This is a genomic window from Ignavibacteriales bacterium (assembly GCA_026390595.1).
Taxonomy (GTDB): Bacteria; Bacteroidota; Ignavibacteria; order UBA10030; family UBA10030; genus UBA9647.
On sequence record JAPLFQ010000005.1, the window covers coordinates 117,267 to 141,836 of the forward strand.

At 53.0% G+C, this 24,570-nt stretch carries 18 protein-coding genes; 6 read left to right on the plus strand and 12 right to left on the minus strand.

The window, feature by feature from the left end:
* Nucleotides 1–165: 165 nt before the first annotated feature.
* The 10 genes from NTU47_01200 to NTU47_01245 form a co-directional block, all read right to left on the minus strand.
* The gene (locus NTU47_01200) at nt 166–1,650 is read right to left on the minus strand and encodes a DUF2779 domain-containing protein (protein ID MCX6132402.1); all 1,485 of its coding nucleotides are present in this window, start codon (nt 1,648–1,650) and stop codon (nt 166–168) included.
* 58 nt (nt 1,651–1,708) lie between these two features.
* Nucleotides 1,709–2,533 (minus strand): MBL fold metallo-hydrolase, encoded by an 825-nt coding sequence (locus NTU47_01205; protein ID MCX6132403.1) that lies wholly within the window; start codon nt 2,531–2,533, stop codon nt 1,709–1,711.
* Nucleotides 2,534–2,762: 229 nt separating this feature from the next.
* The gene (locus tag NTU47_01210) at nt 2,763–2,960 is read right to left on the minus strand and encodes a hypothetical protein (protein MCX6132404.1); all 198 of its coding nucleotides are present in this window, start codon (nt 2,958–2,960) and stop codon (nt 2,763–2,765) included.
* 242 nt (nt 2,961–3,202) lie between these two features.
* The gene (locus NTU47_01215; protein ID MCX6132405.1) at nt 3,203–3,430 is read right to left on the minus strand and encodes a hypothetical protein; all 228 of its coding nucleotides are present in this window, start codon (nt 3,428–3,430) and stop codon (nt 3,203–3,205) included.
* A gap of 534 nt (nt 3,431–3,964) precedes the next feature.
* Entirely contained in the window at nt 3,965–5,089 is a 1,125-nt protein-coding gene (locus NTU47_01220; GenBank protein MCX6132406.1) for a hypothetical protein, read from the minus strand.
* 157 nt (nt 5,090–5,246) lie between these two features.
* On the minus strand, nt 5,247–7,304 hold the full coding sequence (locus NTU47_01225; protein ID MCX6132407.1) for a GxGYxYP family putative glycoside hydrolase: 2,058 nt from the start codon (nt 7,302–7,304) through the stop codon (nt 5,247–5,249).
* Between the two features lie 332 nt (nt 7,305–7,636).
* Complete coding sequence (locus NTU47_01230; protein ID MCX6132408.1) at nt 7,637–8,290, minus strand: site-2 protease family protein; 654 nt, start codon at nt 8,288–8,290, stop codon at nt 7,637–7,639.
* A 182-nt stretch (nt 8,291–8,472) separates the two neighbouring features.
* Nucleotides 8,473–9,036: a hypothetical protein gene (locus NTU47_01235; protein ID MCX6132409.1), complete on the minus strand. Its 564-nt coding sequence runs from the start codon at nt 9,034–9,036 to the stop codon at nt 8,473–8,475.
* Between the two features lie 107 nt (nt 9,037–9,143).
* Nucleotides 9,144–12,299: a glycosyl hydrolase gene (locus tag NTU47_01240; GenBank protein MCX6132410.1), complete on the minus strand. Its 3,156-nt coding sequence runs from the start codon at nt 12,297–12,299 to the stop codon at nt 9,144–9,146.
* A 1,024-nt stretch (nt 12,300–13,323) separates the two neighbouring features.
* Nucleotides 13,324–16,473: a DUF4981 domain-containing protein gene (locus tag NTU47_01245; GenBank protein ID MCX6132411.1), complete on the minus strand. Its 3,150-nt coding sequence runs from the start codon at nt 16,471–16,473 to the stop codon at nt 13,324–13,326.
* Between the two features lie 369 nt (nt 16,474–16,842).
* Between NTU47_01245 and NTU47_01250 the strand changes: the two genes are divergently transcribed.
* From NTU47_01250 to NTU47_01260, 3 genes are all read left to right on the plus strand, one after another.
* Entirely contained in the window at nt 16,843–17,715 is an 873-nt protein-coding gene (locus tag NTU47_01250) for a dihydropteroate synthase (GenBank protein MCX6132412.1), read from the plus strand.
* Between the two features lie 557 nt (nt 17,716–18,272).
* The gene (locus NTU47_01255; GenBank protein MCX6132413.1) at nt 18,273–19,169 is read left to right on the plus strand and encodes a methylenetetrahydrofolate reductase; all 897 of its coding nucleotides are present in this window, start codon (nt 18,273–18,275) and stop codon (nt 19,167–19,169) included.
* Between the two features lie 11 nt (nt 19,170–19,180).
* Nucleotides 19,181–19,846, plus strand: a complete 666-nt coding sequence (locus NTU47_01260) for a cobalamin-dependent protein (protein MCX6132414.1) — start codon at nt 19,181–19,183, stop codon at nt 19,844–19,846.
* Between the two features lie 145 nt (nt 19,847–19,991).
* Here the strand turns inward: NTU47_01260 and NTU47_01265 are convergent, their stop codons facing one another.
* Nucleotides 19,992–20,819 carry a phytanoyl-CoA dioxygenase family protein gene (locus NTU47_01265; protein MCX6132415.1) on the minus strand — a complete coding sequence of 276 codons (828 nt, stop codon included), beginning with the start codon at nt 20,817–20,819 and terminating at the stop codon, nt 19,992–19,994.
* Between the two features lie 469 nt (nt 20,820–21,288).
* Nucleotides 21,289–22,632, minus strand: coding sequence for an amidohydrolase family protein (locus NTU47_01270; GenBank protein MCX6132416.1), 1,344 nt, complete (start codon nt 22,630–22,632; stop codon nt 21,289–21,291).
* 279 nt (nt 22,633–22,911) lie between these two features.
* On the opposite strand from NTU47_01270, the gene NTU47_01275 reads away from it, so the two are divergent.
* The 3 genes from NTU47_01275 (at nt 22,912) to NTU47_01285 (ending at nt 24,511) form a co-directional block, all read left to right on the plus strand.
* On the plus strand, nt 22,912–23,529 hold the full coding sequence (locus NTU47_01275) for a YdeI/OmpD-associated family protein (GenBank protein ID MCX6132417.1): 618 nt from the start codon (nt 22,912–22,914) through the stop codon (nt 23,527–23,529).
* 35 nt (nt 23,530–23,564) lie between these two features.
* Complete coding sequence (locus NTU47_01280) at nt 23,565–24,032, plus strand: C-GCAxxG-C-C family protein (GenBank protein MCX6132418.1); 468 nt, start codon at nt 23,565–23,567, stop codon at nt 24,030–24,032.
* A 167-nt stretch (nt 24,033–24,199) separates the two neighbouring features.
* Nucleotides 24,200–24,511, plus strand: coding sequence for a GxxExxY protein (locus tag NTU47_01285; GenBank protein ID MCX6132419.1), 312 nt, complete (start codon nt 24,200–24,202; stop codon nt 24,509–24,511).
* The last annotated feature ends 59 nt before the right edge of the window (nt 24,512–24,570 follow it).

Below are 24,570 nucleotides of genomic sequence, written 5' to 3' on the forward strand. Positions count from 1 at the left end.
CCATTGGAGGGAGTCAACCTTTGCTCATCCGCCTATACCAGGGTAATTCGGGGGTCTTCTGTTGTTGGAGCTTTGTTCGTCCATCTCTCAGACCGATTTTTGAGCTTTTGGCCTTCGAGATCGAATATTCGCAGCGCCCAAACAGCCCCTGTGCGATTGATGATCTCACCGCGCAAGGTTCTGCAGCTCATCCACGATCCAAATCATTCCCTCCGTATCCAGCGCGCAGTACTTTTCGAGCTGGTCCCTCACCTTCTGGCGATCCTTTTCATCGACATCGCCGTATGTCACCCGCACATATTCATTGCTCGCCGTGCTCCCTTCCGCTATCTCCAACCCCGCATAGCTCTTCCCCGTCAACGCCGGCAGCACCGCCTTCATCGACGCGCTGCCGCCCTGATCGGGGTGATAATAATGGAATGATTTGAACGGTGTAAGCAAATCCACAAAACGCCGTTCTATCGACTGATACCATTTCTCGTACTCCGCAAAGACGTCACATGCTTTCTTCAGTTTGTCCTTCTCGAACGGTGCGTTATATGCCACAATCGACCCCTTCGCCCCCAGCAGCTTCTTAAGCATCTTCAGGATTTCCGGCCTTGGATCTTCCGCGCCGCCGGCAAGAAAGCTCTCATGCCTTGGTTTCTTCCCATCCGAGTCGACGATGTGCAGGGAAAACTGAAACGGGATGTGTTCGTACGGCCGGACGTCGTCGTAGAGCGGCACCGCAGTTCCAAACGTTTCAAAGTCCAGATAGCAAAGCGGATATACGAGCTGTTCCAGAAAATCGCTTATCCCTTCTTTGTCGATGTGCGGTTCCCGGGTCCGCAACGCTTCCACCTGGATTTGCTGTTTGTCGCCAAGCGTTACCGACGACGGCAGTTCAAGAATATCAAGATGGCCGTCGTGGATCAACTCAAAGGCCTTTTCCTTCTTGAAGTAGTAGAGCGTAAGCGGATTATGTTCCGGCAGGAATTTCCAACACAGCTCCTGAAGCGGACAGCCGTAGGGATCGCTGCAATGCGGACCGATGTTGATTTCTGGATGTTGTTTCTGGCGGATCACATCGACCATTGTCCGCAGGTTGGAAGGGACACCTCTCATCAGGTCGTCGACCTCGTTCGTCACTTCCGTTTTCATGAAGAGTTTCTTCGGCTCAACTTCGCCTTGCCGGATATACTCATTGTTAATATGAAGTATGAAGCATTTCGTTATCGAAAGTCCGGCTCCTTCATACGCGTAGCGCTGCAGGGCAAGATCGTGCAGATTGACATCTTTGACTTCTGTTGAGCTCTTTACTTCGATGATTTCCCAATCGTTCTTGCCGAGAGGGTTTAGAATGTCGGCACGGGCGTACGCATTTCCCGACTTGAACGCTGGTTCAAACAAGGGCTTGCGTTGGCGAAGAGCTTCCTTCGACAGTTCGAGTATCTTCCCGAAGTCGCGCTCACCTTTGGCTATCTCGATTCCGCCAGGATACAGCTGCTTCGCCAGGTCGCCGACAAGATGTCCCTGATCGAATATCGCCTGTGTTTGCGCGTCGAACGACGGGATCTGGTCTTTGGCGTTGTAATAATACCAGAGAAGCTTCTGGCATTGGAGGCCGTTGAGGTATTTAGATTTAGAGAGGAAAGGCGAAAAGGGTTTCATGGGATGCTTTCTGGTTTGTCGCGCGCCGACAAATCGCTGCTTGCCCCCGGAAGACTGCTCAAACCGTGATCGTGCACCCCGGCCTGTCGGGATGCGTTTCAAAAACGCTGATGCCGCTGACGCCCTGCCCGTCGAGCGCAGCGATCGTGCATTCGAGTGCAAGCGCGTTCGTATTGCATTCCTGACTGATGTGAGCCAGGGCGATGCTCTTGGGAAGGGTCTGTGACTGATCCATGATCTGCAACAGCGATTCACCGCATTGGTCGTTGGAAAGGTGCCCATCCTCGCGGATACGGCGCTTCAGCCAATCCGGCCGGGCTGACTTTTCGAGCATTTCCACGTCATAGTTCGATTCAATGACGATGACGTCGGAGTCGGCGATGTGATTCGTGACCGATTGAGTTGGGAAGGCAATGTCCGTCGTAACGCTGACCTTTTTCTTGCGTCCGTCAACGCCATGGACGATGCTGTATCCGAAACACCCGCCGTCTGAATCGTGCGGCACCTGGAAGGGGCGGACAACAAATCCATTCAACTCGATTTCTGAATCCCTTATTGGCTTGAGAAGGTTTTGGCGCGAAGCCCGCGCGACTCCGCGATACTTGTTTTGAAGATGGGATTCGATTGCAGAAGGACAGTAGATTGGAACATATTCATCAACGAGTTTCTTGACGGTCCACTCATTCACATGATCACCGTGGATGTGGGTAATAAAGACTCCGTCGAGGTCCCGGATGCTCAGTCCCAGCCTTTGCAACTGGCTTGAGATATACGCCGGACTGAAACCACAATCGACAAGTATCGCCGTCCCGGAATTCCACACGAGCGTGGAATTCCCAGCGCTCGAGCTGCCGAGGACGCATGTTGAAAGGCTGCTATTCAAATGAGCTACCTGGGTTATGGACGGTACAACGCACCCTCGCGCCAAAAGCCCGGCCTCTTCCAGGTTTCACTGGGCAGAGCCCGGATTTCTCATTGGGGTGCGTGAAATCTCGCGGCTGTGTCTTACTGAGCGACGTTGCTTGCGACATCGCTGACAAAACCAGCCTGTGTGTTGAACACCATTCGGAGGGACGTTCTCAATCGATTGCTGCGAGCGTCACAAGAGCGGCTTACGACACGTCAACTGCGTATCGGCGTTCGAGGTCGACTTTATCCAATAATCCATTCTTGAAATGCAGTTGGTTCGTGGTCACGAGAACGCTTCCTGCATGATATCCTTTTTCGACTTTGGTCACAACCGTGATCGCTGTCAAAACCGGAGCGCTTGTCTTCTTGGATTTTGGTTTCGGCTTGAGTGTCTGGGCCATGCTGTAACCTTTCGCGGATGTTGATGATGAGAGTTCCGGTGCAGCGACTGTAACCTAACAAACTCTGGACGAAGTTACAAGATGTATCTCGCGGTGGGGTCGCAGAAGTTGTCCCCAAATGAGTATCACCCCGGCGCAAGCTTCATCCTTCGGCAATCGGTTTTGGAGAGCCTCTGATGCTCTCCTGGGTAGCGGCGCACTTCTCTTCACCCGGGGTGTGAAGGGAAAGAGCATGCCACGCTTCACCCCTCTTTCTTCTCAATCGCCCCCGGATCCGGCGGCAGGACCCAATGGAGAAAACCGCAACGGGCACACACAAACACCTCCGCGCTGTTGGCGAGCCAATCAGACTCGAAGAATGTAAGTGCTTTTGTGTTCAACAACGCATTGCGGATGTTGAACCGATCGTGGTTGCAGTGTTTGCAGGCGAGCTTGATGCCGGCCAACACGATTTCAGCTTCTCTTTCCATGGTCGTGATAGTCTGCGATTGTGATGTGGTTTTGTGGAAGCTGCCGCCTGGAACGTGTCCTTCTTCAGGGGTCGTCTTCGGCCAAAGACGCTTTCAGCCGGAAATCCATCAGGATCGATCGCACATCATGCCGGCATGATTGGTGGTCGCACAAGCGTTCGGATTTACCCCCTGCTACCTCTTTGACGTAAGGTTGTACCTCTCAGCGACCTTCTTGTCCTTTGTGATTGTAACTCTCTCGCCCAACCGAACACCGTCCCATCGAATGAAGTAATGTTCGTGGGGTAACTCCGGACCGCGGCAGGTGCAGTGATATGATTGCACAATGACCTTTTTCCCTTGCCCCTGTTCACACAGGGTGAAGGATTTTCCAGTCGACGGGAAGCATGAAAGCTTGTCTTTCAGAACGAAGATATATCCCTTTTTTGCCTCCTCCGCGGATATCTTTCTTGTATAGTGTTGTTCTTTCGGCATCGTCGAGCTCTCTTTTGGTTTAGAACTTGATCTCAATTCTCTCGGTTGGCGGGGCCGCCCTCACAATCCTCCAAACTTTTGCCTCAGTACGCTTTCCAATGAATTTCGATATTGCTCAGGATCGTTCTTGTGAAAGACGAAGACATCTAGGTTGCCGGGCTTTGCGGGATGCACGCGCCCCTGGTCGTCAATAAACACTTTGATCCTGCAGAAAGAATACGGCTTGACTTCCCGGGTAAACTTGCCGGCAGGTCGGCGCGAGGCGGTGTACTCGCCCTGCTTGTTCGCGTAAATCTTCAAACCGGCGGCGTCCAGGATTGAAGCGGTAGACCACATGTTGCGGGATGAGCGGTACACTTTTCCCAGTTCCTCAAGGTCCAGCGGCCGCTTCAGGAACTCGAGCGGGTCAGCAATGACCTGACCCGCCGCCTGTCCAATCTTCCCTGTACCTTTCGAAAACGCGTAGAGGAAATAGTTCTGCACTCTCCATGTGGCGGATGCGAGGACCTTTCCCTGATCTGCCTGCCAGTACGTCTCGTAGTTGTTTTCGCCAAAACATGGAGCCCAGTGGACCGGCAAGCCGGATTTCATGATGGCAATGAACGCGTTCCGGTCCTTGAGCAAGTTTACGTCGATGCGCCCTTCCGGAAATCCATAGATCCCTGCGTTCAGATAAATCCTCGAAACCTTTTTGCGAAAGAGTCCGGGATCCCGGTTGAATGCCGCGGCGATGTCACGCTCCGTCCCGACCGTCAGGAGTACGGCCTCTCCCTTCGTCTTTCTCAGAAGGTCCAGTATCATTTCTACTCCCTTCTGACATGAGTCGGGTTGGTCGAGTCCCTTATCATCAATGCTTCTCAACGCAGCGCGAAGGCCGATGGCGTGGGGTGCTCTACGCCCCGAGATTTCAAAGATTTGCTGCAATGGAACAACGCCGGTTCCCTCGCTCTTCGGGCGCCTGTCGTACAGTTGTTGATCGAGTATGACGCCTGCAACTTCAATCTCCGGCATGGCGAACAGCGTCGCCAAATCGAAATAGTCATCAGGATCATCCGGGGGAAAATAGATATCGGATGAATATATCAGTTTGACCTTTGTGTGCCGCGACGGCTTGTTGACCTGGCCATGCGCGTTCAATGCGAACAGTAGCAGGGCAGAGAGGATGATGGGTGTTCTTTTTTTCATGAAGGCGATCGATGAATTGGCGGGAAATTGTGGGGATGTTACTAAGTGAAAGCTCTCCGCAACCGGAAGCGGTAGAGCGCCGGGAAACGAAACGGCGGGCACTGCAAGGGCGGATAGTTATCCGCCCCAACGGGTTCCGCCGTTTCGTTCTTCCGCGCTATTTCTTATCCAGATACCGCTCCTTAAACGTTGTATTCTCACCGGCCATCTTCAGGAAGATGTCCAGCGGAACAATCTCGAACCCACTGCCAAGCCTGTCAGTGATCGATTTTACCCTGGCCACATCGCTGTTCTCCCGCACGTGTATCAACATGAAGTACGGCCGATCGGAATTGATGACCGCCAGTTCCTTGAGGTCCGCTGCAACTTCCGCTTCCGGCTTATCCGCTGGGAGATAGTAGTCGTACGACACGAACGGCACCTTGTTCCGCACCGAAAACGTCTCGGAAGCGTAGTACCCATTCAGGAAACCGATCGCATCCGGCATTCCCTTGTAGTACGCGTCGACGATCTCTTTCGTCAGGTTGTTTTCCGCCGCTTCTGTCTTCTCGCCGGAATAGTCCATGATCTCGTACACATTCAGGTCGAGATCCTTCATCATCGTGTGTGCTTTTTCGATTTCCTTCGGCAGCCATTGCTTCGGAAACGCCTTCGGATACATGTACCCCGAACCCGAAAGGGCCCCTATGAAATAGTCGTTCGGCGTTGCCTGTGTATAATAGTATTCCATCATCGCAGGCGAGAGCCAGATGAAGTTCGGGCACACTTCCCACGCGAAGGGGATCGATCCTCTTCCCGGCCGGACCCAGGCACCAAGCCCCAGGCCATCCGTCTGGACCAGGCCGATATACGTCTTCTTCTCCGGCACGTACTTCACCCCCGGTTTGATGTTGTGGTGATTGGTGTATTTGAATCCCGGTGATGCGGGGACCTTGTAGAGAAAACTTGTGTTTGGCAGACTGTTCAGGCCGTCAACGGTGAGCGCATGCGACGACGTTACGGTGACCCATTCCTCTTCCATATCTTTCTTGTATGAGTGCCACCCCATCACCCGTCCCAGGGGCTTGATCTCCGAAAGAAGCTGTTGCGTCAGTCCGTACTCCAGCGTATCCGTCGCCCGGGCGGAAAGGTCGTTGAAGAACACTTTCTCCATCATGCCGTAGTCGGCAACGTTCGGCATCACCGTCGTGCCATGCGGACCGCCGAGCCAGATGATGAGCTCCTTGTTGCAGCGGCTCCAGTATTTTTCTTTCGCCCACGTGTAGATCTTGAAATCCGACCAGCCGCTGAACCTGCCTCGGAAATCATCAATCTCTTTCAGGCCGTACTTCTTCGCAAGCGGGATCAGTTCCTCTGTAATGACGATCCCTTTTTCCAGTCCCGCGAGCGTGTAGGCAACGATCAGTGAGGTCCGCTCCTTCTTATCCCAGACGATATACCCCTTGAACGAATCTTTGAAGACGTTGATGGTCTGTTCCAGCGAACCGAGTCTGGTAAATGTGAAGTTGCGCTTTTTTTCGAGATAGGTGTAGAGCTCTTCGGTGTAGTTGAATGGAAACTGCGGACCGTAGAGGAAGTAGAGGTTCGGTTTGTTTTCATTGACAATGCCCTGGATGGAGATGAGGCAGGCCTGTTCAGGAAGCTTCGAGAAAATGTCCCAGTCATCGGCCATCTGGTAAACATACGCGTTGTTGTAACCGGCCTTCTTGAACCAGAACGTTATTGCGTCATCTCCCGTTCGGGAGTTGCGTTCAATCCGGCACGTCATGATGTTCTTGTCGCCCGTCAACTCGTACACGTACCGGACGTTGGCTGGTTTCGATCCCTGCGAGCCCAGCGCATCATACTGTTCCGTTATGATGATGGCGTTTCCGTTCTTCAGTTCGGCGGTGACTTTCTTTGTCTTTCCCACCTGATATTGCAGAGCCTGGAAGAGCGCTGTCGGAATTGTCGGATCGGTGATTTTCACTTCGTTCACTGTTCCGCCCGTCTTGAGTACCATCTGGTCCTGGTGTGGTCTCTTCGGTCCGAATGATCGCTTGATTGACAGCTCGTTGTTCTTGGTAGAGAACTCGACCGCGAGCGACCGGAAATAGTCGAGATACGTCCCCCTGTCTCGCATCAGATTCCACACTCCATCGAGGGTTGACGCCTGAGAAAACAGAGAGGTCACAGCAAAAGAAAGGACACACGCGAGAGTAAGAATTCGTTTCATGGGAGCTCCGATTTTGTAAGGCAGATGTTCGGTTACCACTGATCATTCACCGCACAATCCTCCATCCCGGGGCGTGGCAACTACAAGATACCGATTTTGGCCGTCTCTTAGCAAGCATTCTTCGGGCCTTCGTGACCTTTCAGTCCATGATTCGTTCTTCGCTATTTCGAGTATTGAACGAATTCCGGTGAATGAAAAACCGTTCGAGCTCGCCTCGGGAAAAGATCACCACGGAAAGGCACGGATGGTACGGATTTACACGGAATAGACCTCCGTGACGATCCGTTGTGTTTCTGTGTCATCCGTGGCAAATCTTTTCGATGTATGTTTGGTCAGCTCTGGAACAAACCCAGAAGGCCGAACATCCGCTTCGCGATGAAGTCAACGAGAATGCCAATGGGCAGGAGGTTGATGTGCGCGACGCGTTCGAGCACGATAATCGCGAGAAACACATACGCCCCATACTTGAAGAAGATTTGAGCCATAGCCAGGCTTTTCGCCGGGATGAGGTTCACAATGAGGTGAGATCCATCGAGTGGGGGGAGCGGGAGAAGATTGAAAATGAACAACCCCAGATTTACATAGAGAGCTGCAATGCCTACGGTCAGGATTTCCTGGTAGAGGGGCTCTCCAGCGTACGGGAAAAGCGATAGCGTCATCTTCAGGAGAAGAGCAATAAACACAGCGAAGAGAAGATTGGAAACCGGCCCAGCCAGGGCGATGAGTATATCGTCCCTCCGTGGATGGCGGAGTTTGCTGGGATCGATAAGCACAGGCTTGGCCCAACCGAATCCTGCCACGAGAAGAAAAATGAATCCTATCGGGTCAATATGCTTCAGCGGATTGAGGGTCAGCCTCCCGGCTTGCTGCGCAGTATCGTCGCCTAACCGGAGCGCGACAAGCGTGTGGGCATATTCATGGAACGTCAGCCCAAGTATGATGCCCGGCAACACACGGAGTATCGATTCGATTCCCAGATCTTGCATAAACCCATTGTTTTGTTCGCGCGACGAGGTGGTTTCTACCACTCACGATAGGAAGAAATCGGAGAAGGGACAACAGGTTTGGCAAGCAAGATCCGGGTAGATGCCACGCACCCTGCGTCCATGTGTCGACGTTGAATTCAACGTCGACAACAACAGCGCGCAACACCATGCAGATCATTCTGTCAGGGTTGCTTCAGGTATTTCTCCGGAATCACATTGTCGGGGGACTCGTCCTGCCACGTCACCGACGTGATCCACCACCGGTTGTCCTTGAAAAGGAGGTGAAAGCTGTTAATCCCGCGGATTGGTTTCCCTCCATCGGCCAGGTTCATCTCTTTTTGATAGGCGCTGAAAATCTGCGCCAGCCTTCCATAGTATTCCCCGGTTCTCCCGATTTCCTTTTCGCGGAAACTTCTGAGCGTCCCATTCTTGATTCTCCCCCCGAAGAACGCGATGAAACGTTCTCTGTCTATTTGCATCACGCTGTCGCCGGCGATCCGGATGCAGGGGCTGATCGCAGAGGCGAAGAGGCTCCGCCAACGGTCCCAGTCCGGCGATTTCCCCTCGGGGAAGGAAAGAGATTCGTAGAACGCCTTAAGAAGCGATTCTATTGAACGGGGATCTGTTTGTACTTCAGGATTAACCTGTCCGGCTGAAAAATTCTCAGGGGCGCCCCCAAGCATTAGCGCCACGAACAACAGGGTTATTACTGGCCGTTGTCGGTTGCTGAAGAATTGGATATCCATATCTTTTCAACCTCCTCGGATTAGCACGCGGAAAATGCAGATGAAGCACGAGACTCGCCCCAGATCATTATTAGTGAAAGTCTGTACCATCGTGGCAGACGGGTACGCTATTCTCTTTGTGCTTCCACCTTAAAATCCTCCATCAGCCCATATCCCACAACGCTGTATCTTGAGCCGGCGGGATGTCCGTCTTTTGCCCCTTGCTGAAATGCTCCCGGCCAGGCACGACCGAGCTGTGGATCGTTGTGATGCGGACCGAGTGTGTTCTTCAGCGAACCGCATACTATCACCGATACATCGTTGATTCCAGGCTTCAGATGCTTTGTGACATCGAGCTCAAACGGATCGAATGCGATTACTCCCGCCTTCTTGCCGTTCACTTCAACTTCCGCAACAACGCCGGTCCAAATGCCGAGACGAATCATAATCTTGCTACCGCTTAGATCATTGTCTGAGACTCGTATCTTTCTTGAGTACCCGACCTTCTCTGCATAGAACGGCATTCCCTGCTGAACCCAGCTCCCAAGCTTCATCTGGACAGCAGGAGCAATGGCGAATCCCTTCTCCCGCACCTCGAGCGCAAAATCCCCGAGGATGAAGACCGGCTGGAGTTCGGTGTGAATTGTGAACGGCGAGGATTTCAGAACAATCTGATTTTCCCCTTCAATCACATTCATTTCGATATTGAAAACCCCGAACGCCTTATCGAGCCACCATTTGTTTTTCACCGGCTCTATCCGGACGCCGTTAATTGAAACCTGATAAAGCTCCGGCCGCTCGATCACTGCATTGAGTCCCTCCAACCTGGTGCCGCTCTGCACCGAGAACGAGAACGAGGCCTCAAACCCTGTCTGTTTCCCAAATGTGTTCTTTTCGACGATATTCTTCTTGTACTGAACTGCATGATCCCAGGGATTTACCGACAGACCGTGGGCCTGGAACACCTTTGTCTGAGCATCATAAAAGTACAGATCCTTCCCCGTCTTTCCATTCAAAGTGAGATCGCAATAGTCGAGCGTCAGGACATTCTTGGCAAGCCGCCTGATTTCGGAACCGGATAGAGCCAAAATCGTGGTCCGTTCGGTTGTTGCCCTGCCGGGTGATTTCGCATCGGTCGGGCGGAAGCACAGAAGCAGGCTCCCGGCGCGGGGGATCGAAAACTCAACCTTCACGGTTCCTTTCTCGACTTGGAATGGATATGGCTTCGTGGCACCTCCAAAAGCATCCCATTCTTCGCACGAACGCCCCTGAAGGGTAATGCTCCCAGCCACCGGAGTTTTGTCACTGGTGTTGACGAGAAGAACCAGCTCGAAATCTTTGAACGTGCGCCTGTGGTGGAACAGAAGCTGCTGCGATGGATCGGTTGGAGCTGTCACGTTGAATGAAATTCCCAAGGGCGACAGCCGTTCGATCGACGAACAATCCCCGGCATCCAAAACCGTTGTCCAATTCTCCGGATGGCTCCGGGCCGACTTCGCGATCAGGTCCGACTGCACGCCATCGAGAAATGCGGGGGGATTCCCGTAACACAGAACCTTTCCTCCGGAGTTAAGAAACTCGTCCAGCAATTTGAAGGTTGTGTGATCGAGATTTTCCAGCGTCGGAGGCAGGATGACAAGATTGTACGCCCGCTTTCCAAGAATGAAGCGATCCTTCACTACGTTCGCGAGTTCACGGATCGTTTGTTCACTTCCAAGATCGTATTCGATCTGCGCTGCTTCCAGGCTGTTGACGAAGCCCTGGAATCCCTTTTCAATGTCTTCAAATCGTCCCCGGCCCCCCTTCGCGGCATAATGCATCCAGGCAGTTGTTGTTGGCTCGATGACAAGGATGCTGTTCTGCTGTGCTCCGAGTGATGTCGCGACGGAGAGCCGGCCGTAATAGTCTGCCAGAACGTTGTAGTTGCTCCACCACGGCTCATGGTACGAGAACGAAAGGGGGTGGTCGGTCTTGCGGGCTCCCTTGATGGTCATGTAGGAAAGGTGTTGATTGATGAAGTTCACGCCGAGCACATATTCCCAGTCGGCGATTCGCTTTTGATCGAAGAACGTCATATCCCATCCGCCTGCACCGAACGTCTCTGACATTGTCCGAAGCATCCCTGTCTGGTTTGCCGAGCTACGGATCTCCCTGACCGCCCTGGCGTTGCCGAACTGGGCGTGTGTATCCATGCGGAACTCGTTCATCAGGATGTCGATTCCCGGCATGTGGGAATACGCGGCAAATGCCAGATTATCCGGATTCACGACTGGGCGGGGCCATTCATGTTCCCAGTAGTGACCGGTGAACGCGAGGTTGTTCTTTGTGCAGTAATCGAAGTACGGTTTAGCCCAGCCGTTGATGAAAAGGTTGAGTATAGTCGAATAGAAATTGTGCCGGACGCGCCGCCAGTCACCGACATCCTCATAGAGCGAAGGGAGATTCAGGCGGAGGTCGTACTTCCATTTCGATTCGAACGCCTCAAACAGGGCCGGTGTATAATTGACCGACGGCATACCGGGAACGCCTGCCGGACTGATTTCGGCCTCATCCTGAAAGACGCCGGGAACGGTTTTGCCAAATTCCTTCCCCAATGATCGCTTGTAGGCGTTCATGGTGACGTCGATGAACTTCTCCGTTACCTCCCGCCGCATTACATCGACATAGGTGAATCCGCCGTACCACGGATTCGGCGCCTGCGAAACGACCGTGAAGATGTAATAGTCTCCTGCGCCAAAGATTTTCGATTTCAGATCCTTCGAAATATCGATAAATGCCGATCCGGATTTCTGAAGGACGAGGTACGGCTCGGCTGTCCACGTTGACGGAAGCCGGGTGACGTGGTTCATGCTCAGACCCTTCCGCACGGCGTCAGGCATCTGTGCGGGAACGTGTCCTCCAGCGAATCCCGACGGGTAGGAGTTTTCATCGTAGATCCAGATCTTCATTCCAAGTTTTTTCCCCTTGTCGACTGCATGACGGCAGAGGGCGAACCATTCATCCGACAGATATTCGGTAATGAGTCCCGGCCTCGGATGGATGAAGACGCCGCCGATGCCTCGTGCTTTGAAGTTGGTGAGCTGTTCATCGATCTCTCCCCGCGATATCTGGTCGTTCCAGACCCAGAGTGGCGCGCTTCTGAACTCAGACGGCGGATTTTGGAAAAGCTGTCGGACTTTGTTGTACGTGTCGGGCGTGGGGGCCGGGGTCTTCATTTGGGCCTGAGCTCCGCTAAGAGAAACGAGCAGTGCAAGGACACAGCAATTCAAATGGAATCGGGACATGGGCATCCTCCGTATTTTGTCGAGGGCGGGGACATTATTCTTTCCGAGGGATCGACCAGAGCAAAGATAGGTAAGAAAGGAGTTACTTGGTAGGGCAAGGAGGTAAAGAGAACGCTGGGGAAGAAGGATGGCCGGGTAATGGAATGATGGAGTGTTGGGGCGAGGCGATTTTGAGAATCCCGCACTTAGGTGTGATCATGGCTGCGGGATCTGAAAGGTTATCGGGTGGCTCCTGTGCGTGTGAAGATCTTTCGTCTCGCACCGACAAAGCGTCGGTGCTCGCTCAGGATCCTCAAAACACATCAGGGTTAGCAAGAAACGCTAACCCTGTGTGTTTTGGGAGCGGGTGACGAGGTTCGAACTTCCAAAATGACTGGGGTTAGCTCCACGATTCAAACAGAGAAGCTAACCCCATCGTCATTTTGAGAATCCCGCATTCAGGTGTGATCATGGCTGCGGGATCTGAAAGGTTGTCGGGTGGCTCCTGTGCGTGTGAAGATCCTTCGTCTCGCACCGACACAAAACGTCTGTGCTCGCTCAGGATCCTCAAAACACATCAGGGTTAGCAAGAAACGCAAACCCGGTGTGTTTTGGGAGCGGGTGACGCAATGGTTACTGCTTGGTCCCGACGATCCTTCGACTCCGCTTCGACTCGTGCTGGAAAGCACGCACTCGCTCAACGTCGCTCAGGAAGTCGGGATTCTGAAAATTACAGCCACTCACACAACTCGTTCGTGGGTAATTTTCGAAGAAGCTGACACTCTACCAACTGAGTTACACCCGCAACGACTTCACTCAAATATACGCAAATCCCACAAATTTTCAAAACTATGAAATCTCTTGTGGGAAGACTGCACCTGGGTGAGCCTGCACGGTCGGAGCACGGCATGCCGCGCCCCGACGATGCGGCCATTTCGTCTCCAGGCGAGAATGTCGATGCTTGATTCTAATGCTTACAGCGGAAGAAAACGCCTGGGAATTTCCTATGTCGAATATCGAATAGCGAATCTTGAAGTTTGGGTTGCTACAACGGAACAATCCTGTACCCAAACCGGTAATCCTGGTACGGCAGACGATACTTTTCCAGCGGCAGCGACCACCAGCTGTCGATTCCCGCCACACCCATCTGTTGATAATCAATGTCGAGATGCACGAACTCATCGGGTTTCAGCTCAAGCGAATGTGTCTGGCGCTTTGCTTCCCCGGGATACAACTGGTCCGGGCTGTACGGAAGTGCCTCCACATTGAGATAGGTGTCGACAAATTGTATTTCGAATCCGGAACCGTCGCCTCGTTTCAGCCTGGCCCACCGTACATCGGTTTTGTTTCCGCTTTCCTGCGGTCTGACGTACGGATGATACTGGTCTTTGATCGCTCCCTCATATGTCCCCACAAGCGCCGAGCTCTTCCGGTCCCAATACGATTCGTCCGGTCCGCGGCCATACCACTGAATCGCTGCAAACTCCTTCGGGAGCGTCAGGTGGCTTCCAACTTTGAAGAGGTTGGGATGTTTTCCCCGCAACGCATGGAAGCTGTTGCTCACCGTTATCGCTCCCCGGCCGTCAATGGTGTATTCCGCAACCACAAGCGCGTCGTTTTTCAGCAGCGGGGTTTCCACGCGTACGCGGACTGATCCGTTCGGATTCCGGTCATCACGATCGACTCTGACTCGCTTTGCACGCTCCGCCTTTCCAACATCCTTCCAGATACCCATGGTCTTCTGTGACCCGGCACCGAAATCATTGTCGTTCGGCGGACGCCAGAAGTTTGGACGCGGCCCCTGGGACCACATTTTCTTTCCCCGAACAGTGTATGATTCAATGAGGCCAGACGTTTTGTTGAACTCGAGAGAAAAATTCCTGTTGCTGAGAGTGACCCGTCCACTGGTTTCATCCACCGTAACAGGAGTCCCGTCGGCAACGAACGCCGCCGGCGAGGCCTGACCCGCGAGAGAAAACTCTTCTTTGGCCTGTTCGTGGCCGGCTGGCACCAGGCCTTCACCCTTTTTTGTCACTGCGGAAAGCTGCAGGTAGTACTCCGCCCCGGCCGCAGGAGACAGGTTTAATCCAAGATTCACCGCAACGCTTTTCCCTGGAAACGCGTCGATTGATTGAACCGCTCCGCTTTGAACCTGCTTTCCGTTCTCGAGCAGCGTCCAGATCAGCGTGTAATTCGAGAGGTCACGGAAGAAGTTCGCGTTTTTCACTTCCACAAGACCGCGCCGGGCGTCCAGCAGGCGGAACTTGATGTTCTGATACATCTTCTTCATTTCATAAGCCTGCGGATTCGGCCTCCTGTCGGGCTGGACAAGACCATTGCACAGGAAGTTGTTGTCACTCGGAGTACCGGGGGGACCCCAATCGCCCCCGTATCCAAAGAACTTCACTCCGTTCTTTTCGAGCCACACCCCCTGGTCAACCCAGTCCCAGATGAATCCTCCCTGAAGGGCCGGATACGACTCGATGATTTCCCAGTATTCCCTGAAATTCCCCAGTGTGTTTCCCATGGCGTGCGCGTACTCGCACATGATCAGCGGGCGCGTTGGGTTCGACAGTGAATATTGAATGAGAGAGTTCGGATGCGGATACATCGGGCAATAGATATCCGTGTTCCACTCCAGCCCGGCGCGCTCATACTGGACGGGGCGTGTCGAGTCGTACGCCTTGATCCACTTGTAACACTCATAGAAATTCGAACCGTTCCCAGCTTCGTTGCCAAGCGACCAGGTTATGATTGATGCATGGTTCTTGTCGCGAAGAACCATGCGGCTGGCGCGTTCGAGGTGCGCCTTGAGCCAGCGCGGATTGTTCCCGAGCGTCTTATCAAGATCGTAGCCCATCCCGTGCGACTCAATGTTCGCCTCGTCGATCAGATAGATACCATACTCATCACACAGGTCATACCAGATGGGGTTATTCGGATAGTGACAGGTCCGCACAGCGTTGATGTTCATCATCTTCATGAGCTGCACATCTTTTTCCATCTGTTCGCGGCTCAGCACATGAATCGTTACCGGGTCATGCTCGTGGCGATTCACTCCCTTGACATAGATCCTCTTGCCGTTGACAAGGAGGTCTGCCCCCTTGACCTCGACTGTTCGGAATCCGACTTTCTTTCTTATGGCTTCCTGAACAATCCCCTTGTCGTTCTGAAGAACAATGTCGAGCGCATAAAGGTAGGGGATTTCTGCCGACCATTGTCGAACTGTCGGGACGCGTCCGGAAATCCGAACCATGGTTGAGGACGGTTTTCCGTCGAGCGGAGAAAAGGCCCTGCTGTCGGTGAGCATCGTCCTGCCATCGGCATCCCGGAGCGTCACCACACAGGAATATCCCTTCGCTGCTGTGCTTCCCGTGTTCCTCAACTCGCATTCCAGATTGAACAGCCCATCGTTGTAGGAGTCATCGAGTACGGTGACGGCGCGAACATCATAGAGATGCACGAACGGACGCGCGTACAGAAAGACATCCCGCTCGATGCCGGAGATCCTCCAGAAATCCTGACACTCGAGGAATGAGGCATCGCTCCATCGGTACACTTCGAGCGCAACAAGGTTTTCACCTTTCTTGACGTACGGCGTGATGTCGAATTCCGCTTCGAGCTTGCTGTCTTCGCTGTAACCGACCTTTTCTCCGTTCACCCAGATGTAGAAGACAGACTTGACTCCGCCCAGATGGATATAGATCCGCATTCCATCCCAGCCGTCGGGAAGTGTGAAAACCTTCCGGTAGCTTCCGACGGGGTTCAGGGAATCGGGAATATCGGGAGGCTGGGGATTGGTCGGACTGAATTCGTACGGTATGTTGACGTAGATGGGAGTGCCATATCCCTTGAATTCCCAGTTTGATGGAACGGGGAATTGTCCCCAGCGTGAATCGTCGTAGCCGGGCTTGTAGAAGTCTTTGGGCCTTTTGCCGGGGTGGTCGACCCATGAAAATTTCCACATTCCGTTGAGCGAGAGAAATCGCGACGATGCCGACTGGTCTCCCTGTTGAGCTGCTTTGAGAGATTCGAACGGGAAGTACGATGCCCGCATCGGCAGGCGGTTGATGGAAACGACCTCGGGGTCTTCCCAATCCGGCTGGAGAGTCTGGGCCCGGGAAATTGAAATGGAGGCAAGAAGGGCGACGGCAAGAACGAGCTTGTTCATGGCTTTTCCTGGTTGAGAGTGCATGCTGTGCTGCAAGAAGTGCGTTTTCGTGGAAGAAGTTAGGCAGAACACGTGTTTGATGCAAGTCCAGCAAGATCATCATTCGGCGTTCGGGTAACGCTCTTAGCTGTTGACTATTAGCGGTTAGGTACCCGTGACTTGCTCTGAGCGCCTGCCCGCCTTTTTGATTCACGAAGCAGGCGGGAGCGTTATTTGCGAGTCGAAGTGTTGATTTTTTTGCGACAATGCAGTAAGGTTACCATTGCACCGTTGTTGTATCCTGAAGAATTCTGATCCGTTGTTGCGCCATTTCTACATGAACATGTCATCGCTGGACCGCACACAACCGTCGCACCGATGCGTTTCTCGGTGGTTCATCAAGGAGTTCTGTAAATGAGTATCCCCGGTCTTACTATTGTTGGTGAATCGATAAACGATTCGGTCCCATCCACGTATGCGTTGTTTGAAGAACGCAACATCGAGGGCATTGTTAGTCTGGCTCGGTTGCAGGCCGACAAGGGGGCTGCCTATATTGATGTGAATGTCGGGTCCCGTTCTCCAGGCTTCATGGCGGAAATCGTGAAGAGAATTCAAGAGCATATTTCGCTGCCACTTTCAATCGACACGCCCGATCCGGCAATTGCGGCCGCGGGCTTGGAAGCATATCGTGCTGAGCGTGCGGGAAATCAAGAACCGATTCTGAATTCAATTTCTGAAGCACGCCAGGAAATGTTCGGTTTATACTCGATTCAGCCATTCATTCCCGTTTTGCTTGTCACTGAAGGAATGGATCAGTCGGGCGAATTCATCCTGAACACAACGGCCGAACAAATCCATGCAACGGCGAAATCGATGGTGAGGATCGCCCGGGAACGCATACAAGAGATTACCAACGACCGCATTATTCTTGATCCAGGCATCATGCCAATCGGGAGCGATTCAAAAGGAGATTTCAGGCGGCTCATGGGCGCGATGGCGCTGATTCATCAGGATAATGATCTCTCTGATGTGCGTATGTCGGTTGGATTGAGTAACTTCACAGCAATGCTTCCCTCAAAGCGGGCAGACGGCTCCCCGGTCAAAAGCCCGCTGGAAAGTGCGTTTCTGGCCATGGCAATGCCCCTGGGATTGAATACTATCATTGGTTCCGTGCACCGAAAATATTCACTTCCAGCTGATGATGATCCAGCGATGCAATGTCTCAGAGATGTGTTGAAGCTGGAGGGGGTTGGGGCTATCATGAGGGTGATGCAGTATTTTTCCTGAAATGCCCGAGAATCCACGCGATGTCAAAGCTGTAAGCTGAATTTGTAGCAGCTGCGCCGTACGTGTCGCTGATCGTCAACAGAGCGAGCGCCGTGAACGCATTGTATACAAGGAATGACTTTTGGCAAAAGATCTCGCTACTCTAAACCATCCTCCCATTACGGCACGAGAACGGAAGTTCTCACGTCTTCTGCTTCTTTTTGAAGACCTTGTAAAGGTGCCCGTTTTTGGTTGTCAACACTGCGGCGAGTGCGTGCTCTCGTCGACTGCTTTTATCTGCAGCCAGCGATGCCCGAAGCGGCTCCGCAATGGACCGTGCGGCGGAACCGGCGAGGATGGATCGTGCGAAGTGTATCCCGAGCGAACGTGCGTATGGTACAAGATATATTTTCGGTCACGATTCTTAAGCCGTATGAGCTTGCTCTACAAAATTAGCAAGATCCATAATTGGAATCTTGAAGGCACATCGTCGTGGCTGAATGTTTGGAGAAAACGAATTGATGCTCCAATCTGGCTTGTTCGTCATGACAAACAAAAAGTGAAGGAACTGATCTCCGATGACGTTGAAAGAAAAGATTGACTCGAACCAGTTTGTTGTATGCGGAGAAATCGGCCCGCCGCAAAGCTGCGATGGCGACGTCATCCGGAACAAATCAAAGCACTTCAAGGGCTTCGTGGATGCGGTGAATATCACCGACAACCAGAAAGCTGTCGCCAGGCTGTCGAGTATCGCTTCGGCAAAGATATTGCTTGAAGAGGGCGTTGAACCGATTATACAGATGACCTGCCGTGACCGCAACAGATTGGCGATTCAAAGCGATCTCATGGGCGCCGCTGCGTTGGGCATCCGGAATGTGCTGTGCCTGACAGGCGACCATCAGAAATTTGGCGATCATCCCGAAGCAAAGGGGGTGTTTGACCTCGATTCCATCCAGCTTGTTGCCACCGTTTCCGCGATGAACAAGGGGTTCTTGCTTTCCGGCCATGAAATGAAGAAAGCCCCTGCATTTCTTATCGGCGCGGCAGCGAATCCTTTTGCCGAGCCGTTCGAAATGCGCTTGATCCGCCTGTATAAAAAGATTGAGGCCGGGGCGCATTTTATTCAAACACAGCCCGTGTTTGACCTTGAACTTTTCGCCAAATGGATGGAACGAGTCGTCGAAATGGGTCTTCATGAGAGAACGGCAATTCTCGCCGGCGTTCTGCCTGTAAAAACAGCAAAAACGTTACTGTGGATGAAGCAAGAAGTGCCCGGCATCAGGATCCAAGACAAGTATGTTCAGCGAATGCACCAGGCGCGCGATCCCGAAGAAGAGGGCGTTAAAATCGCCGTTGAGACTATTCAAACGCTAAGACAAATGACGGGGGTCCGGGGTATTCATCTCATGCCGGCGATGTGGGAAAGTATTGTTCCGACGATCATAAAAGAAGCGAAACTTGATGTAACAAACTAGGGAGAAGGATCATGCAAGAAATTGTTGACAAAATTGCTCTGTGCGTTGCTCGAGGCAAAATATCCAAGTCATTCTGGTATCCACCTGACATGAAAGATCAGGATGGCGCCGATGAAATCGCTGCAGACGCGCTGAAGAACGGGGTTCAACCGATCGATTTGCTGGAAGGTTGTATGTTGGGAATGGAGCGGGTTGGAAAAGAGTTCAGCGATGGGACCGCGTTTGTGACAAATCTCATTGTATCTGCCGAAGCAATGAACGCTGTCATGAAACATATCAAGCCGTTTCTGGAATCCGGCGAGGTGAAGCGCAAAGGCAAGTTTGTCATCGGCACCGTTGCCGGCGATATGCACGACATCGGAAAGAATCTTGTGTCCATGATTATCAAAGGCGGCGGATTTGAAGTGATCGATCTCGGCGTTGATGTGCCGACCAATAAGTTTCTGGACGCAATCGCTCAAAACCCCGGCTGCTTTGTCGGGCTTTCCGCCTTGCTGACGACAACAAAGCCCAACATGGAAAACAGCGTGAAGGCAATTCGGAAGGCTTATCCTGACACAAAGATACTGATCGGCGGCGCCCCTATTACACAAGATTTTTGCGCTCACATTGGCGCTGATTTCTATTCGCCAAATCCACAGGGGGCGGTCGACTATTTGAATAAGAGCGTGTCGTAGTGTCTGGATGGTGAGCGGTCAGCCGTCGGCAGTCAGCTATCAACTAAGAAATGCGCGCTGATTGCTGTTAGCTATTGGCGGTTAGCCTTTGACTGGAAGCTAAAAGCTAATTGCCAATCGCCAGCTCCACTCCATGACCTCGGCACTATTGTACTAACCCCAGCTTCTTCTCTGCCTCCACGCCCGCTTCTTCCACACTGATGTGCTTTCTGTCCAGTCGGCCGAATTCCTGTGTTGGCACAATTCCAACCGGGTTGTGCCTGTAGGTGTCGACGCCGCGACAGAGATACGTTTTGAAGTACGGATTGACAGAGAGGTCGCATCTGACGATGGTGCTCGAGTAGCGGATGGTCAGTCCGGCGCGGCGGCGGTCGGAGTTGTTGGCGGGGGAGCCGTGCACGAGTTTATCATCGTGCAAAGAAAACGCGCCGGCCCTCACTTTGAGCGACACCGCGAGGTCTTCACGATATTGCCCGCCTTCGCATTCGAGGGTAAGAACAGAATCTGTGCTTGACGAACGGGAGTGTTTGAGCAAGCCCACCTTGTGTGATCCCGGGATCACCTGCATCGCAGCGTTCTGCTCATCGACATCTTCCAGCGCCAGCCACACCGTTGCGGAAATTTTGGGCTCGAGCGGCCAATAGTACGTGTCCTGGTGCCAGCCAACCGTCGAGTTGCTACGCGGCGGCTTGATGAAGAAGTTCGACCCCCAGAGATAGAAGTCGGGACCAAGGATGTCTTCAACGTAATCGAGAATCGCCGGGTTCGTGCAGACATCATAGAGGAACCGGCTGCTCTCGTGCCACTCGCGGATCTCCTTGGAGTCCTCGCCCTGGCGAAGAAGCTTCATGAGCTCTTCGAGTCCTTTGTTGAGCCCGCTCACTTGTTGCGGCGTGAACACCGGCGGCATACCAAAAATGTAGCCGTTGGTTGCGTAAAATTTTTGTTGGTCCTCTGTAAGGCGCTTGCCCATGGGTGTTCCTTTGATTGTCGATTTCCGATTGTCGATGAAAGATTGTTGGTTGGCCGTGCTTCGTCTACCCGTTAGCTCTTGTGAATCTCTCGGGCAGGCTCTCACGATGGGTTCTCGATTCTCAAGTGTACATTATCAACTGTCCATTGACAGTTGATAATTGACAATTATTTCTTCTTTCCTTTTTCTTCCTTCGCGGTCGGCGGAGCTGGTGCCGGCATGTCTGTGTTGGCGGGTTATTCCGGGCTTCAAAGCCAAGAGAAGTGAATCAGACATTCGGGGAAGAACGAAGCTCTTAGCCCTGCTGATTTCAAACGCAGAGGAGGGCGAGGGAGTTCCGGTGTGCGGCGGTTGCAATCAGGCACCGGTATTTAGCGATCAGCGATGAGCGGTTGGCTGAGTTCTCCATGTGCCAGGCAAGAACCGGCCCACAGCTGACAGCTGATTGCTGACCGCTGATTGCTTCCGTCTAGCCCTTATACACCTTTCCCCCTTTCATCACAAACTTCACATCCCGGCAGGTCTTGATATCCTGCGTCGGGTCTCCCTTCACCGCGATCAGGTCGGCATAGAGATTGGGGCGTACGCGTCCGATCTGATTCTCCATGCGGATGATCTTCGCGTTCACAGACGTTGCAGCTATGAGCGCTTGCGATGTGGTCATGCCGCCTCGGACCAGCCATTCGAGCTCGCGGTAATTTGTTCCGTGAGCAAAGACGCCCACATCGCTTCCGAGTCCGATGGTGACGCCGGCGTCCAGTGCGAGCTTGAAGGCGCGCAGTGCTAGTTTCATACCCGGCGATAACGGTCCGCCCGCTTTGAATCCGTCGAAGTATTCTCCATAGGCTTCTTCTGCGGTCAGCGTAGGGAGAAAGGCTACATTGTGCTGAGCCATGAGTTTGAACACTTCTTCCGTGCCGCCATAGCCGTGCTCGATTGAATCAACTCCAGCCATGATCGAGCGGCGCATGCCCTCAGGTGTCGTCGCATGAGACGAGACCGGCCTTCCGGCAGACCGCGCTTCTGCCACGAGAGTTTTCAGTTCTTCTTCGCTGAACGTCGGAACCGTCCCGCTGACACCATGCCTATAGTCTGCGTACACTTTCACCCAGTCGGCTCCGCCGCCAATCTGCTGGCGTACCGCCTTGATCATCTCTGCCTGTCCGCTGACCTCCTGGCCTCCCTTGGGCAGTTCCACTTCCGGCGCGAACCCTGCCGGACCAGGTCCGTAGCTCGCGGTCGCGACAATTGCGCGCGTGGCAACAAGCAGTCGTGGACCAGGGATTATTCCTTCGTTAATTGCTCGCTGCAGGGAAACATCCGCGTAGCCCGCCCCTTCCGTGCCAAGATCTCGCAGCAGCGTGAATCCGGACATCAGGGTCTTCTCGCATTGTTTCACCGCCTCAATGGTACGATAGGCGAACGGTTCTTTCAGCACCTGGTCGTTCCAGAGTGTCTCGTTGTAAGGATGCAGCAGGATGTGAGAGTGGATGTCCATCAGGCCCGGGAGCAATGTTGTTCCGGCCAGGTCGATCGTTTTTGCGCCAGAGGGCACCTGAACCTGCGACGGGGGACCAACCGCCACAATCTTTTCTCCACGAATCAGAACCACCCACCCTTCGTGGATCTTGCCGTCTTCGGCATCGAACACGCGCGCGGGCTTAAGAAGTTGATCGCCTCCTTTTTCCGCTGGCGCTTCCTGGCTTCGTTCAGCCGCATTGAGGAAGTTGGGGAGCATTGAAACGAGCAACGTTCCTGTACCCGACAAGACGCTTCGCTGGAGAAATCTGCGACGACCAATTTGATTTTCCATGGTGTACCTCCGACAGGTTCAAAAGAACTCTCACGCAAGGTCGCCAAGGAACAGAAGAACATCCCTCGAATCTCTTGCAGGTCTTTGCAGCTTTGCGTGAAACTACGGCTTGGACGAAGATAGAAAGATAATTGACATTGATGCAAGCTTGGGGTACGTTTGAAAAACAATACTTCTTGATTCGTTGATCGATATTCGGTATTTGAAATTCAATCGGACAAGAATAGTCGTTCATGGGAATTGCCAATATCAAATATTCAAATTCAACGTCCCGCAAACATGCCGGAAAAACCCCGCAAACCTGCCCAGATCAAGCCAACGTTTTTCGCCACCCCCGCATTGTTTCGGCAATGGCTCACGAAGAACCATGTGTCAGGGAAAGAATTCTGGGTTGGATTTCACAAAAAAGGCACCGCCAAGCCGAGCATTACCTGGCCCGAGTCGGTGGATCAGGCTCTCTGCTTCGGCTGGATTGACGGGCTGAGAAAGTCTTGCGACTCTGAGAGTTACATGATACGCTTCACCCCGCGCAAGTCTACGAGCACTTGGAGCGCGGTGAACACCAAACGCGCACAGGAGTTGATTCGGCTCGGGCTGATGCAACCGGCCGGCAGGAAAGCGTTCGAGGGACGCGATCAGAAGAGGTCAGAATTGTACGCTTACGAGCAGAAAAGCGCTACGCTTGGAACCGCTTGTGAGAAACAATTCCGCGCCAACAGGGACGCCTGGACATTCTTTCAATCCCAACCCCCATCGTACCGGAAAACAGCGACCTGGTGGGTGGTGAGTGCGAAACAGGAAGCGACGCGGCAGAGACGACTTGCCGCCTTGATCTCCGATTCAGCGGCCGGCAACCGGATCGCGCAGTTGCGGCCGGAGAAGAGCGGCGGAAAGTGAAGCATTCACCCAGTCAATCGTATGCGGAACGACATATGAAATCAAGAGTAGACGATGCAACCGATCGGTTCAAAAGGGGATTCAATTGTGCACAGGCTGTCTTCTCAGCATACGCGCCACTCCTGGGGATCGAGGAGGCCGATGCATTGCGAATCTCGACGGGGTTCGGCGCTGGGATGGGCAGGCAGCAGGAAGTATGCGGCGCGGTAACGGGCGCTTTGATGGTCATTGGCTCGAAGCATGGAATGTCCGACGCCAGCGATGTCTCCGCCAAGGAAAGAACATACGCTGAGTTCAGAGAATTCACGCGGTGTTTTCATCAACTCCATGGCTCAATCTCGCGCAGGGAATTGCTGGGGTGTGACATTAATACAGAAGAAGGGAAGAAGGACTATGCTGAGCGGAGACTTTCTGCAACAGTCTGCCTGCCCTGTGTTCAGAATGCGTGCAAACTCTTAGAAGAATCGGGTGTTCTGGAACAGGATTCTCGCTGGAAGCCATAAGATCCATTCTTGCCAATCGAAAACAGTTGCTACTCTTCCGGCGTTTTTCCTTCCTTCGTCGTCCATCTTACGAAGACGGAGGAAGAATGGTCTACTTATACGAGGAGTTGACGCGGAAAATTATTGGGTGCTTTTTCGAAGTATATAACTCGCTTGGGTAGGGTTTCTTGGAAAAAGTATACGAACGCGCACTGATGATTGACCTGGCCGAGGAGGGATTGGCTGTTCAAAACCAGGCCCCGGTGGGTGTTCATTACAAAGATTTGCTCGTCGGAGAATATTTTGCGGACATCATCGTAGAGCATACGATTGTCCTTGAGCTCAAGGCGGCTGAATTTGTGGCGGAAGAACATGAATTGCAGCTGATCAACTACCTGAAAGCGACCGATCTTGAGGTTGGGATTCTGTTGAACTTTGGGAAGAAGCCAGAGATCCGGCGGAAGATTTTCACCAATGACAGGAAGAGTTTGAACCGGTGAATGGCACACAGATGAGACAGATGGTACAGATTTACACTGATTGATCAATCTGTGGTCAT

What these genes read in the sequence shown, in the direction of transcription:
- NTU47_01220 (MCX6132406.1), bottom strand. Translation starts at nt 5,089, where the DNA reads ATGAAAAAAAGAACACCCATCATCCTCTCTGCCCTGCTACTGTTCGCA.
- NTU47_01225 (MCX6132407.1), bottom strand. Translation starts at nt 7,304, where the DNA reads ATGAAACGAATTCTTACTCTCGCGTGTGTCCTTTCTTTTGCTGTGACC.
- NTU47_01265 (MCX6132415.1), bottom strand. Translation starts at nt 20,819, where the DNA reads ATGGGCAAGCGCCTTACAGAGGACCAACAAAAATTTTACGCAACCAAC.
- NTU47_01235 (MCX6132409.1), bottom strand. Translation starts at nt 9,036, where the DNA reads ATGGATATCCAATTCTTCAGCAACCGACAACGGCCAGTAATAACCCTG.
- NTU47_01275 (MCX6132417.1), top strand. Translation starts at nt 22,912, where the DNA reads ATGCCGGAAAAACCCCGCAAACCTGCCCAGATCAAGCCAACGTTTTTC.
- NTU47_01210 (MCX6132404.1), bottom strand. Translation starts at nt 2,960, where the DNA reads ATGGCCCAGACACTCAAGCCGAAACCAAAATCCAAGAAGACAAGCGCT.
- NTU47_01250 (MCX6132412.1), top strand. Translation starts at nt 16,843, where the DNA reads ATGAGTATCCCCGGTCTTACTATTGTTGGTGAATCGATAAACGATTCG.
- NTU47_01270 (MCX6132416.1), bottom strand. Translation starts at nt 22,632, where the DNA reads ATGGAAAATCAAATTGGTCGTCGCAGATTTCTCCAGCGAAGCGTCTTG.
- NTU47_01240 (MCX6132410.1), bottom strand. Translation starts at nt 12,299, where the DNA reads ATGTCCCGATTCCATTTGAATTGCTGTGTCCTTGCACTGCTCGTTTCT.
- NTU47_01280 (MCX6132418.1), top strand. Translation starts at nt 23,565, where the DNA reads ATGAAATCAAGAGTAGACGATGCAACCGATCGGTTCAAAAGGGGATTC.
- NTU47_01215 (MCX6132405.1), bottom strand. Translation starts at nt 3,430, where the DNA reads ATGGAAAGAGAAGCTGAAATCGTGTTGGCCGGCATCAAGCTCGCCTGC.
- NTU47_01245 (MCX6132411.1), bottom strand. Translation starts at nt 16,473, where the DNA reads ATGCACTCTCAACCAGGAAAAGCCATGAACAAGCTCGTTCTTGCCGTC.
- NTU47_01200 (MCX6132402.1), bottom strand. Translation starts at nt 1,650, where the DNA reads ATGAAACCCTTTTCGCCTTTCCTCTCTAAATCTAAATACCTCAACGGC.
- NTU47_01255 (MCX6132413.1), top strand. Translation starts at nt 18,273, where the DNA reads ATGACGTTGAAAGAAAAGATTGACTCGAACCAGTTTGTTGTATGCGGA.
- NTU47_01260 (MCX6132414.1), top strand. Translation starts at nt 19,181, where the DNA reads ATGCAAGAAATTGTTGACAAAATTGCTCTGTGCGTTGCTCGAGGCAAA.
- NTU47_01230 (MCX6132408.1), bottom strand. Translation starts at nt 8,290, where the DNA reads ATGCAAGATCTGGGAATCGAATCGATACTCCGTGTGTTGCCGGGCATC.